General features: G+C 60.0%; 15 protein-coding genes. All 15 read left to right on the forward strand.

Annotation, left to right across the window (positions count from 1 at the left end):
- Positions 1–296 (forward strand): cbb3-type cytochrome c oxidase subunit I (locus QN377_RS17600; RefSeq protein WP_323567645.1); only part of this gene is annotated, 296 nt, incomplete at its 5' end.
- A gap of 10 nt (positions 297–306) precedes the next feature.
- Positions 307–915: a cytochrome-c oxidase, cbb3-type subunit II gene (ccoO, locus tag QN377_RS17605; protein ID WP_095002752.1), complete on the forward strand. Its 609-nt coding sequence runs from the start codon at positions 307–309 to the stop codon at positions 913–915.
- 15 nt (positions 916–930) lie between these two features.
- On the forward strand, positions 931–1122 hold the full coding sequence (locus QN377_RS17610; RefSeq protein WP_095002822.1) for a cbb3-type cytochrome oxidase subunit 3: 192 nt from the start codon (positions 931–933) through the stop codon (positions 1120–1122).
- The gene (gene ccoP, locus QN377_RS17615; protein WP_095018988.1) at positions 1119–2057 is read left to right on the forward strand and encodes a cytochrome-c oxidase, cbb3-type subunit III; all 939 of its coding nucleotides are present in this window, start codon (positions 1119–1121) and stop codon (positions 2055–2057) included. The genes QN377_RS17610 and ccoP (QN377_RS17615) overlap by 4 nt, the downstream gene beginning before the upstream one ends.
- A gap of 468 nt (positions 2058–2525) precedes the next feature.
- Positions 2526–3968 (forward strand): cytochrome-c oxidase, cbb3-type subunit I, encoded by a 1443-nt coding sequence (ccoN, locus tag QN377_RS17620; protein WP_095002754.1) that lies wholly within the window; start codon positions 2526–2528, stop codon positions 3966–3968.
- Positions 3968–4579 carry a cytochrome-c oxidase, cbb3-type subunit II gene (gene ccoO / locus QN377_RS17625; RefSeq protein ID WP_016780305.1) on the forward strand — a complete coding sequence of 204 codons (612 nt, stop codon included), beginning with the start codon at positions 3968–3970 and terminating at the stop codon, positions 4577–4579. Before ccoN ends, ccoO (QN377_RS17625) begins: the two co-directional genes overlap by 1 nt.
- Positions 4580–4584: 5 nt before the next feature.
- Positions 4585–4776, forward strand: a complete 192-nt coding sequence (locus QN377_RS17630) for a CcoQ/FixQ family Cbb3-type cytochrome c oxidase assembly chaperone (protein WP_003447209.1) — start codon at positions 4585–4587, stop codon at positions 4774–4776.
- On the forward strand, positions 4773–5750 hold the full coding sequence (ccoP, locus tag QN377_RS17635) for a cytochrome-c oxidase, cbb3-type subunit III (protein WP_095002755.1): 978 nt from the start codon (positions 4773–4775) through the stop codon (positions 5748–5750). Before QN377_RS17630 ends, ccoP (QN377_RS17635) begins: the two co-directional genes overlap by 4 nt.
- A 143-nt stretch (positions 5751–5893) precedes the next feature.
- Positions 5894–6145 (forward strand): type II toxin-antitoxin system Phd/YefM family antitoxin, encoded by a 252-nt coding sequence (locus tag QN377_RS17640; RefSeq protein ID WP_095002756.1) that lies wholly within the window; start codon positions 5894–5896, stop codon positions 6143–6145.
- Positions 6145–6555, forward strand: coding sequence for a type II toxin-antitoxin system VapC family toxin (locus QN377_RS17645; RefSeq protein ID WP_095002757.1), 411 nt, complete (start codon positions 6145–6147; stop codon positions 6553–6555). Before QN377_RS17640 ends, QN377_RS17645 begins: the two co-directional genes overlap by 1 nt.
- A gap of 215 nt (positions 6556–6770) precedes the next feature.
- Positions 6771–8186 (forward strand): cytochrome c oxidase accessory protein CcoG, encoded by a 1416-nt coding sequence (gene ccoG, locus QN377_RS17650; protein WP_095002758.1) that lies wholly within the window; start codon positions 6771–6773, stop codon positions 8184–8186.
- Between the two features lie 11 nt (positions 8187–8197).
- Positions 8198–8740, forward strand: a complete 543-nt coding sequence (locus QN377_RS17655; protein ID WP_095002759.1) for a FixH family protein — start codon at positions 8198–8200, stop codon at positions 8738–8740.
- 106 nt (positions 8741–8846) lie between these two features.
- A complete protein-coding gene (locus QN377_RS17660; RefSeq protein ID WP_322213198.1) occupies positions 8847–11297 on the forward strand; it encodes a heavy metal translocating P-type ATPase in 2451 nt (816 codons plus the stop codon).
- Between the two features lie 20 nt (positions 11298–11317).
- Positions 11318–11548: a cbb3-type cytochrome oxidase assembly protein CcoS gene (gene ccoS / locus QN377_RS17665; RefSeq protein WP_095002761.1), complete on the forward strand. Its 231-nt coding sequence runs from the start codon at positions 11318–11320 to the stop codon at positions 11546–11548.
- Positions 11541–12224 (forward strand): sulfite exporter TauE/SafE family protein, encoded by a 684-nt coding sequence (locus QN377_RS17670; RefSeq protein ID WP_095002762.1) that lies wholly within the window; start codon positions 11541–11543, stop codon positions 12222–12224. Before ccoS ends, QN377_RS17670 begins: the two co-directional genes overlap by 8 nt.
- Positions 12225–12351: the final 127 nt, after the last annotated feature.

The raw sequence follows: 12351 nt of genomic DNA on the forward strand, positions 1-12351 counted from the left end.
GCCTGGGCCTGATCAACGCGCACTTCTGGCTGGCCACCATCGGCACCGTGCTCTACATCGCCTCGATGTGGGTCAACGGCATTGCCCAGGGCCTGATGTGGCGCGCAGTCAACGAAGACGGCACGCTGACTTACTCCTTCGTCGAAACCCTGGTGGCCAGCCACCCGGGCTATGTCGTGCGACTGGTCGGTGGTGCAATCTTCTTCAGCGGCATGTTGCTGATGGCTTACAACACTTGGCGCACCGTGCGTAACGCCGAGCCCGCTGAAGTCGTAGCCGCCGCGCAGATGGCCTGAGGAGTTGGCAATGAAACACGAAGTCGTTGAAAAAAATATCGGCCTGATGCTGTTGCTGATGATCCTGTGCGTAAGCGTGGGCGGCCTGACGCAAATCGTCCCGCTGTTCTTTGAAGACGTGACCAACACCCCGGTGGAGGGCATGAAGCCTTACACCGCACTGCAACTGGAAGGTCGCGACATCTACATCCGTGAAGGCTGCGTGCAGTGCCACTCGCAGATGATCCGTCCGTTCCGTGCCGAGACCGAGCGTTATGGTCACTACTCGGTAGCCGGTGAGAGCGTGTGGGATCACCCCTTCCTGTGGGGTTCCAAGCGCACCGGGCCGGACCTGGCCCGCGTCGGTGGCCGCTACTCGGATGACTGGCACCGCGCGCACTTGTACAACCCGCGCAACGTCGTGCCCGAATCAAAAATGCCAGCTTACCCATGGCTGGTGGCCTCGCCGGTAGACAGCAGCCATACCGAGAAAAAACTCGAAGTGATGCGCACCCTGGGCGTGCCTTACACCGACGAAGACATCGCCAACGCCAAGCAGTCCGTGCAGGGCAAGACCGAGATGGACGCTCTGGTCGCCTACCTGCAAGTGCTGGGCACTGCCATCAAGAGCAAGAGGTGAGCCATGGTCTTGGAGATGAGTAGTGGAATGATTCGCGGCCTGGGTACCGTGGTGGTGGCCGTGGCGTTTATAGGCCTGGCGCTGTGGGTGTTCAGCCCGCGACGCAAATCGGAGTTTGAAGACGCGACCTTACTGCCATTCAAGGACGATCCAGAGGCGATTCAACACGTCGAGAAAGAACAAGCGTCTAGGAGTAAAAAAGCATGACCACCTTCTGGAGTCTGTACATATGCGTGCTGACTATCGGCACGCTGATCGGCCTGACCTGGCTGCTGGTCAGCACGCGCAAGGGCGAGACCAAAAGCGATACGGTCGAAACCATGGGCCACAGCTTTGACGGCATCGAGGAGTACGACAACCCGCTGCCACAATGGTGGTTCATGTTGTTCGTCGGCACGCTGGTATTTGCCGTGGGCTACCTGATCCTGTACCCGGGCCTGGGCAACTGGAAAGGCCTGCTGCCCGGCTATGAGAATGGCTGGACCGGTGTACATGAGTGGGAAAAGGAAATGGACAAGGCGGACGCCAAATTTGGGCCCATCTACGCCAAATATGCCTCCATGCCCGTTGAACAAGTCGCTCAGGATCCGGCAGCACTGAAAATGGGCGGGCGCCTGTTTGCTTCCAACTGCTCGGTGTGCCACGGCTCGGATGCCAAGGGCGCTTTCGGCTTCCCTAACCTGGCCGACAACACCTGGCGCTGGGGCGGCGACGCCGACACGATCAAGGCCACCATCATGGGCGGTCGCATCGCGGCAATGCCGGCCTGGGGTGAAGTACTGGGTGAAAACGGAGTCAAAAACGTCGCCGCCTATGTACGCCACGACCTGGCGGGCCTGCCCCTCCCTGAAGGCGCCACTGTCGATCTGACGGCTGGCAAGCAAGCCTACGAAACCACTTGCGTGGCCTGCCACGGGGCAAACGGTAAAGGCATGCCGCTGATGGGCGCGCCAGACCTGACCCAACCTGCCGGTTTTATCTACGGCACCAGCCTGGCGCAATTGCAACAAACCATTCGCCACGGCCGTCAGGGCCACATGCCTGCGCAAAACGATTTGTTGGGCAACGACAAGGTACAGCTGCTGGCGGCCTACGTGTTCAGCTTGTCACACGGTAATCAAGAGGAAAAAACAGCCGAATAATTACCGGACATTTCCTGCCGCATCATTTTGGTGCGGCAGTTCCCGCCTCAAAGCGCGACCAAGTGTCGCACCTCTTTCAGCCCCGCCATTGCTCTCCCGCCATTCAGGACTAAGCTCAACGCTTGTGTGAGCCGGATCTGTGCAGCGCCACGTCAAGTGAAACTAACCGGTAAGTTGAAGGGCAGCGTTACGGGCCACAATGGTGGGTTTGCACCGGCTATCGTGCATTACGATGTTTGCCGCGCCTTGCCCCCACCTCAACCCGCCCGCCTCGACCCCTCCACTTTTGCCCTGCATGCGGCGTTTTTGGCGAGGTCACTTTGACCTTACTCCGCGCATGGAAAGGCCGCAGAACAAGCCTTGGAAAGCATTGACCGGGGTCATGGTTCGTTGCAATAGCCCTACGCTTTATACATACTTGCGACCGATTTTTATCCTAATAAAATACCTAAACCGTGGAACCTTAGAATGAGCACAGCAATCAGCCCGACTGCTTATAACTATAAGGTAGTCCGCCAGTTCGCCATCATGACGGTGGTCTGGGGGATCCTTGGCATGGGGCTCGGGGTTTTCATCGCGTCACAGCTTGTGTGGCCTGAATTGAACCTTGGCCTCGAGTGGACGACCTTCGGCCGTCTGCGTCCCCTGCATACCAACCTTGTGATCTTTGCCTTTGGTGGCTGTGCATTGTTTGGCACCTCCTACTACGTCGTGCAGCGAACCTGCCAGACACGACTGATCTCCGATTCGCTGGCCTCGTTTACCTTCTGGGGTTGGCAAGCGGTTATCGTCGGCGCGATCATCACCCTGCCACTGGGTTACACCACCACCAAAGAATACGCCGAGCTGGAATGGCCTTTGGCTATTTTGCTGGCGATTGTCTGGGTGACCTACGGCATTGTGTTCTTCGGCACCATCACCAAGCGTAAAACCAAGCATATCTATGTCGGTAACTGGTTCTACGGTGCATTCATTGTCGTGACGGCAATGCTGCATATCGTCAACCACGCGTCCCTGCCGGTGAGCTTCTTCAAGTCCTACTCGGCTTACGCCGGTGCGACTGACGCCATGATTCAGTGGTGGTACGGCCATAACGCGGTAGGTTTCTTCCTGACTACCGGCTTTTTGGGGATGATGTACTACTTCGTGCCCAAGCAGGCCGAACGTCCGATCTACTCCTATCGCCTGTCCATCGTGCACTTCTGGGCGCTGATCACCCTGTATATCTGGGCCGGTCCGCACCACTTGCACTACACCGCACTGCCGGACTGGGCCCAGTCTCTGGGCATGGCGATGTCGATCATCCTGCTGGCACCCAGCTGGGGCGGCATGATCAACGGCATGATGACCCTCTCGGGCGCCTGGCATAAGCTGCGCACCGACCCGATCCTGCGCTTCCTCGTGGTATCCCTGGCCTTCTACGGCATGTCGACCTTCGAAGGCCCGATGATGGCGATCAAGACCGTCAACGCGCTATCGCACTACACCGACTGGACCATCGGCCACGTACACGCCGGCGCTCTGGGCTGGGTGGCGATGATTTCGATCGGTGCCATGTACCACATGATCCCCAAAGTCTATGGCCAGAAGCAGATGTACAGCACCGGCCTGATCAACGTTCACTTCTGGCTGGCGACTATCGGTACCGTGCTCTACATCGCCTCGATGTGGGTCAACGGCATCACCCAGGGCCTGATGTGGCGTGCGATCAACGACGACGGCACCCTGACCTACTCGTTTGTCGAAGCACTGCAAGCCAGCCACCCGGGCTTTATTGTTCGCGCCCTTGGCGGTGCCATTTTCGCCAGCGGTATGCTGTTCATGGCCTACAACGTGTTCCGCACCGTGCGTGCCTCGAACCCGGTAGAAGCTGAAGCGGCGACCAAGATCGCTGTAGTTGGAGCGCACTGATGATCAAGCACGAAACAATCGAGAAGAACATCGGCCTGATGGCCTTCTTCATGGTTATCGCCGTGAGCATCGGCGGCCTTACCCAAATCGTTCCGCTGTTCTTCCAGGACGTGACCAACACCCCGGTCGAGGGCATGAAGCCGCGTAGCGCGCTGGAACTGGAAGGCCGTGACATTTATATCGCCAACGGCTGTGTCGGCTGCCACTCGCAGATGATCCGTCCGTTCCGTGCCGAAACCGAACGCTATGGCCACTATTCGGTTGCCGGTGAAAGCGTGTGGGACCACCCGTTCCTGTGGGGCTCCAAACGCACCGGGCCGGACCTGGCCCGAGTGGGCGGGCGTTACTCCGATGACTGGCAGCGCGCGCACTTGTACAACCCGCGCAACGTCGTGCCCGAATCGATCATGCCGGCTTATCCATTCCTCGTTGAGCGCAAGCTGGACGGCAAGGACACCGCGAAAAAAATGGAAGTCTTGCGCACGCTCGGCGTCCCTTACACCGACGAAGACATCGCCGGGGCCAAGGATGCAGTGAAGGGCAAAACCGAAATGGACGCACTGGTGGCTTACCTCCAGGGCTTGGGCACCATCATCAAAAGCAAACGGTGATCTGAATGGATATCGGGATGATTCGTGGCCTGGGCACTGTCGTCGTGATGGTGGCTTTTATCGGTTTGGCATTGTGGGTCTTCAGCCCGCGACGCAAGTCAGAATTTGACGACGCGACCCTGTTGCCGTTCAAGGATGATCCCGAAGCCATCAAGCACGTCGAGCAAGAGCAAGCTTCTAGGAGTAACAAAGAATGACTACGTTCTGGAGTCTGTACGTTACAGTCCTCACTCTGGGTACCATCTTCGCCCTGACCTGGTTGTTGCTGGCCACCCGCAAGGGCCAGCGCAGCGAGCAGACCGACGAGAAAGTCGGCCACGCGTTCGACGGCATCGAAGAGTACGACAACCCAATGCCGAAATGGTGGTTCATGCTCTTTGTGGGCACCGTCATTTTCGCCCTCGGCTACCTTGTGCTGTACCCGGGCCTGGGTAACTGGAAAGGCCTGCTGCCGGGCTACCAGTACCTGGACACCAAAGAGCAGACGCCGTTTGCCAATGGTCAGACCGGCTGGACCGGTGTACACGAGTGGGAAAAGGAAATGGCCAAATCGGACGCCAAGTTTGGGCCGATCTTCGCCAAATTCGCCGCCATGCCCATTGAAGAAGTGGCCAAGGACCCGCAAGCACTGAAAATGGGTGGCCGCCTGTTCGCCTCCAACTGTTCGGTGTGCCACGGCTCCGACGCCAAAGGCGCCTACGGCTTCCCCAACCTGACCGACGCCGACTGGCGCTGGGGCGGGACGCCTGCCGACATCAAGACCACCATCATGGCCGGCCGTCACGCGGTCATGCCGGGCTGGTCCGAAGTGATCGGTGAGCAAGGCGTCAGCGACGTGGCCGCCTATGTGCTGACCAGTCTCGACGGGCGCAAGCTGCCAGAAGGCGCGAAAGCCGACCCTGCCAAAGGCAAGGAAATCTACGCGACCAACTGTGCGGTTTGCCACGGGCCGGAGGGCAAGGGCAACCCGCTGATGGGCGCACCCAACCTGACTCACCCGGGGGCGTTTATCTACGGTTCGAGCTTTGCTCAACTGCAGCAGACCATCCGCTACGGCCGTCAGGGCCAGATGCCTGCCCAGGCTGACCTGCAGGGGAACGACAAGGTTCACTTGCTGGCTGCCTACGTGTACAGCCTGTCCCATGGTGATGAAGCCAAGACAGACGAGTAACGCGTTAGTTTGAACGCTGCAAAAAATGGCCCCGCCAACGACAGTTGGCGGGGCCATTTTGTTTCAGGGCTGCAGCAGCTATTGCCGTACGCACCCACAAGGTAGTAACGTTTCTACATTGTATTTTTGGGGAGGATCAGCCCATGACCATCACCACCATTTCAAGCCGCGAATTCAACCAGGACACAAGCGGTGCCAAAAAAGCATCGCAACAAGGGCCTGTTTACATCACGGACCGTGGCCGCCCCGCCCATGTACTGCTATGCATGGAGGAGTACCAACGGCTAACCGGCCTGGACACCAGCATTGTCGATCTGCTGGTGATGCCCGAAACAACGCCGGTTGAATTCGAACCCGAACGCGCAGTCATCACGCCGCGCCCAGTGGATTTCTAATGTTCCTGCTCGATACCAACGTAGTTTCTGAACTGCGCAAAACCCAGGCCGACCCTGCAGTGGTGGCCTGGGCCCGCAGCGTCCCGGCTTACAAACTGTATATCTCGGCCATTACCCTGCTGGAAATCGAAACTGGCATCTTGCGCCTGGAGCGCCGCGACCCGGAGCAGGCAGCCCCCTTGCGCAACTGGCTTGAAGTACATGTTATGTCTGCTTTTGCCGGGCGCGTGCTGTCAGTCGATGGCGCCGTTGCCAGACGCTGCGCCCGCCTGCATGTGCCTGACCGCAGCAATGAATGCGACGCCCTGATCGCGGCCACCGCACTGGTGCATGACATGACCGTGGTTACCCGCAATACCCGGGACTTTGCCTTTAGCGGCGCCCCTGTACTCAACCCTTGGGAGCTTTGACTCGGCCAGAACGCAACTCACCTGCAGGTGTAAGTCAATTGATCCATGTCATGAGTTGTTACAACTCCTATACCAACTTGCCATTTTCCGGAACGCGACCAAAGGTCGCACCCTTGAGCTAGAGTCACAGGGGTATCATTACGCTATCGCAACACCTTCTGACCGCGGTCGGCACGTACTGACCGAGGCATTTTCCACTGCCGTGGGACGCACTAATGAGCAATCAGATTCCTGTACACAACGTCACTCCACCTGCCAAAAAACCCGCTGAAAGCACTGACCTGTACGCGGCCAGGGAGAAAATCTACACCCGCGCCTTTACCGGGCTTTTCCGCAATCTGCGCATTGGCGGCGGAGCGCTGTTGTTCCTGCTGTATTTCGGTACGGTATGGCTCAACTGGGGCGGTCACCAGGCGGTGTGGTGGAACCTGCCCGAACGCAAATTCTTTATTTTTGGCGCCACCTTCTGGCCACAGGATTTTATCCTGCTCTCAGGGCTGCTGATCGTCGCGGCCTTTGGCCTGTTCTTTATTACGGTTTACGCCGGGCGCGTGTGGTGCGGCTACACCTGCCCGCAAAGCGTTTGGACGTGGGTGTTCATGTGGTGCGAGAAGGTCACTGAAGGCGACCGCAACCAGCGCATCAAGCTCGACAAGGCACCGATGAGCGCCAACAAGTTTGTGCGCAAGTTCAGCAAGCACACACTCTGGCTATTGATCGGCTTTGTCACCGGCATGACCTTTGTCGGCTACTTCTCACCCATCCGCGAACTGGTGATCGACTTCTTCACTGGTCAGGCTGATGGCTGGGCGTATTTCTGGGTCGGCTTCTTCACCCTCGCCACCTATGGCAACGCCGGCTGGCTGCGCGAGCAGGTGTGCATCTATATGTGCCCGTATGCGCGCTTCCAGAGCGTGATGTTTGATAAAGACACCCTGATCGTTTCCTACGACCCGCGCCGTGGTGAAGTCCGTGGCCCGCGCAAAAAGGACGCCGACTACAAGGCCATGGGCCTGGGCGACTGCATCGACTGCACCATGTGCGTGCAGGTATGCCCGACCGGGATTGATATCCGCGATGGCCTGCAGATCGAGTGCATCGGCTGCGCGGCCTGTATCGATGCCTGCGACAGCATCATGGACAAGATGAACTACCCCCGCGGCTTGATCAGCTACACCACCGAGCACAACCTCTCCGGCCAGAAAACCCATAAGCTGCGTCCGCGCCTGATCGGCTATGCCCTGGTATTGCTGACCATGATGGGTCTGCTGGCCGCTGCGTTCTTTACCCGCACGCTGGTAGGCTTCGACGTGAGCAAAGACCGCGTGCTGTATCGCGAGAACGCCGAAGGGCGGATCGAAAACGTCTACAGCCTGAAGATCATGAACAAGGACCAGCACGACCACACCTACGTGCTGGAGGCCACCGGCCTGCCGGATCTCAAGCTGCAGGGCAAACGCGAAATCAAGGTCGCGGCCGGCGATATCGTCAGCCTGCCGGTCGAGCTGTCAATTGCCCCCGAGAAGCTGCCGTCGAGTACCAACGAGGTGTTCTTTATCCTCAAGGACGCCGACAACAACGACGTCAACGTTAAAGCCAAGAGCCGATTCATCGGCCCACAAATCAGATAAGAGAACTCGACATGCCCGCAGCAAATGCTTCCAGCCCCTGGTACAAGCACATCTGGCCATGGATCATCATTGCCATCCTGGCCTGCTCGGTAACCCTGACCCTGTCGATGGTCACCATTGCCGTGAACAACCCGGACAACCTGGTCAACGATAATTACTACGAGGCGGGCAAAGGCATCAATCGGGCACTGGACCGTGAGCTGCTGGGCCAGACCCTGCAACTCAAAGCCAAGTTACGCCTGGATGAAATGACCGGCGAAGTCGTGCTGCTGCTTGAGGGCAACAGCAAGCCGCAAGTGCTGGAACTGAACCTGATTTCACCGACCCAGCCGGAAAAAGACCGCAAGGTCAGCCTGAGCCAGAGCGCAACGGAACCGGGTCGCTATATCGGCCAACTGGATGACAAGATTGAAGGTCGCCGCTTTGTTGAGCTGCTGGGTGTTGAAGATGGCAAGACCTGGCGCCTGTTCGAAGAAGAACTGGTCGGCCACGACAAGGACCTGCTGCTGGGCGACGAGCCCATTCAAGGCGCTGAAGACCACAAGTCGAAATAACCCCATCGCGGGCAAGCCCGCTCCCACAGGGATGCGCGAACCCTGTGGGAGCGGTCTTGTCCGCGATGACGTATTTTCTGGTGACACAATATCGCGATAGAGCACCATGACCACTCCCGCTCCCTGCTATCACTGCGCCCTGCCCGTCCCCCCCGGCAGCCGGTTTACCGCCGTTGTTCTGGGCGAAGTTCGCGAGTTCTGCTGCCCCGGCTGCCAGGCAGTGGCCGAGGCTATCGTCGCTGGCGGTCTCGAAAGCTATTACCAGCACCGCAGTGAAGCATCCGCCAACCCTCAAGCCCTGCCCGTGCAACTGGTTGAAGAGTTGGCGCTGTATGACCGCCCCGATGTGCAAAAACCCTTTGTCCGACATGAGGGCGAGCAAGCCGAAACCACCCTGCTGATCGAAGGCATCAGCTGCGCCGCCTGTGGCTGGCTGATCGAAAAGCACCTGCGCCATCTGCCAGCCGTCAGTGAAGCGCGACTCAACTTGTCCAACCATCGCCTGCAGGTACGCTGGGACGATAGCCAATTGCCATTGAGTGAAGTCCTCAGCGAACTGCGCCATATCGGCTATGCCGCGCACCCGTACCAGGCCGACCGTGCCACCGAACAATTGGCCAGCGAAAACCGCCTGGCCTTGCGCCAGCTCGGTGTCGCCGGGCTGCTGTGGTTTCAGGCCATGATGGCTACCATGGCCACCTGGCCAGAGTTCAATATCGACCTCAGCCCCGAGATGCACACCATCCTGCGCTGGGTAGCGTTGTTTCTGACAACACCTATCGTGTTCTACAGTTGCGCCCCCTTTTTCAAAGGCGCCATGCGCGACCTGCGCACCCGCCACCTGACCATGGATGTGTCAGTCTCCCTGGCCATCGGCGGTGCTTATATCGCCGGGATCTGGACGGCCATCACCGGCGTCGGCGAGCTGTATTTCGATGCTGTGGGCATGTTTGCCCTGTTTTTGCTGGCCGGCCGCTATCTGGAGCGCCGCGCCCGCGAGCGCACCGCCGCCGCCACTGCGCAATTGGTCAACCTGCTGCCAGCCTCATGCCTGCGCCTGAGCGCTGACGGGCAAAGCGAACGCATTCTGCTGACTGAACTCAAGGTCGGCGACCGGGTGCTGGTGCACCCCGGCTCAATCCTGCCGGCTGACGGCAAGATCCTGGATGGTCAGTCCAGCATCGACGAATCCCTGCTGACTGGCGAATACCTGCCACAACCACGGCAGATTGGCGACGCCGTCACGGCCGGTACCCTGAATGTGGAAGGCGCGCTGACCGTTGAAGTCATGGCGCTGGGCCAGGACACGCGCCTGTCCGCCATCGTGCGCCTGCTTGATCGCGCTCAAAGCGAAAAACCTCGCCTTGCGGAGATTGCCGACAAGGCCGCGCAGTGGTTCCTGCTGTTCTCATTGATCGCTGCTGCGGGTATCGGCCTGTGGTGGTGGCAACTTGATGCATCACGGGCCTTCTGGATTGTCCTGGCGATGCTGGTCGCCACCTGCCCTTGCGCTTTGTCGCTGGCGACGCCGACCGCACTCACCGCCGCTACCGGCACCCTGCACAAGCTGGGCCTGCTACTGACCCGTGGCCATGTGATCGAAGGCCTGAACCAGATCGACACAGTGATTTTCGACAAGACCGGCACCCTGACTGAAGGACGCCTGGCGCTGCGGGCCATTCGCCCTTTGCGCGAGCTGGACAGCGACCACTGCCTGGCCCTTGCGGCCGCTCTGGAAAACCGCTCCGAGCACCCGATTGCCCGTGCGTTTGGCCGCGCTGCGCAAGCCGCTGAAGAAGTACGCAGCGTGCCTGGACTGGGCCTTGAAGGGCTGGTCGGCGAGCAGCGCTTGCGCATAGGCCAGCCAGGATTTGCCTGTGAGCTGAGCCAGTGCCCGATCCCGGACATGCCGGACGAACCCGGCCAATGGCTGCTGCTGGGCGACACCCAAGGCGTGCTGGCCTGGTTTGTTCTGGACGACCGCCTGCGGGACGATGCCCCGGCATTGCTGGCAGCGTGCAAGGCCCGCGGCTGGCACACGCTGCTGCTGTCGGGGGACAGTTCGCCGATGGTCGCCAGCGTGGCCGCCGAACTGGGGATCGATGAAGCTCAGGGCGGCTTGCGCCCGGATGACAAATTGCAGGTCTTGCAAAAACTGCACGCCCAAGGCCGCAAGGTGCTGATGCTGGGGGATGGTGTCAACGATGTGCCTGTGCTCGCCGCTGCCGATATCAGCGTGGCCATGGGCTCGGCGACCGACCTGGCGAAAACCAGCGCCGATGCGGTGCTGCTGTCCAACCGCCTGGACGCGCTGGTGCAAGCGTTCAGCCTGGCGCGACGGACCCGACGGGTGATCATCGAAAACCTGTTGTGGGCCGGACTCTATAATGGCCTGATGCTGCCATTCGCCGCACTGGGCTGGATTACTCCGATCTGGGCCGCCATCGGCATGTCGATCAGCTCACTGACCGTGGTGCTCAACGCCTTGCGCCTGACGCGCATGCCCGCCCAGGCGCATACTCCAGCCATGCCACACTCTCGCCCGCTACCGGCTTGACCCGGTCCCCTGGAGCCCTTATGCCAGCGCTTTACATCATGATTCCGGCGGCCCTGCTGATTGTCGCCATCTGCATCTTTATCTTCTTCTGGGCAGTCGACAGCGGCCAGTATGATGACCTGGACAGCCCAGCCCACAGCATCCTGTTCGATGACCAGGATCCGCAGCATACCGCTGCCGTCGAAGAAGCCAAAAACCTGCACCCGGAGTCGGCCAGCGACACCGACAAAAAAGCCCCGCCCCATGCTTGAGCTGGCCCCGCTGCTGGTATCGGCCGTTATCCTGGGCCTGCTCGGGGGCGGACACTGCCTGGGCATGTGCGGCGGTCTGATGGGCGCACTGACGCTGGCCATCCCCAAAGAGCAACGCAGCCGACGCTTCAGGCTGCTGCTGGCCTACAACCTTGGCCGAATTCTCAGCTATGCCACAGCAGGACTACTGCTGGGGCTGGCAGGCTGGGCAGTAGCCAACAGCCCGGCGGCCATGTTTATGCGCATCCTCGCCGGTTTGCTGCTGATTTGCATGGGCCTGTACCTCGCCGGCTGGTGGAGCGGCCTGACCCGCATTGAAAGCCTGGGCCGCGGCCTGTGGCGGCATATCCAGCCCGTGGCCAGCCGCTTGTTGCCGGTCACCAGCCTGCCGCGCGCCTTGCTGCTGGGGGCACTGTGGGGCTGGCTGCCCTGCGGGCTGGTGTACAGCACGCTGATCTGGTCCGCCAGCCAGGGCAGCGCAGTCGACAGTGCATTACTGATGCTGGGGTTCGGGCTGGGCACCTGGCCCGTACTGCTGGCCACCGGCCTTGCCGCAGAACGTGTTACCGCAGTGCTGCGCAAACGCAGCGTGCGCATGGCTGGAGGATTACTGGTGATCCTGTTCGGTATCTGGACCCTGCCCGGCCCGCATCAGCACTGGTTGATGGGGCATTAGACAGAACCCGTGGGAGCGAGCTTGCTCGCGATGGCATCACCGCGATTTGCCTGACACATTGCGTCGCCGGTATCGCGAGCAAGCTCGCTCCCACAGGTGCACTTGCCAATCACAGCTGTTGATGCAA

The organism is Pseudomonas sp. CCC4.1, assembly GCF_035019225.1.
Classification (GTDB): Bacteria; Pseudomonadota; Gammaproteobacteria; order Pseudomonadales; family Pseudomonadaceae; genus Aquipseudomonas; species Aquipseudomonas bubulae.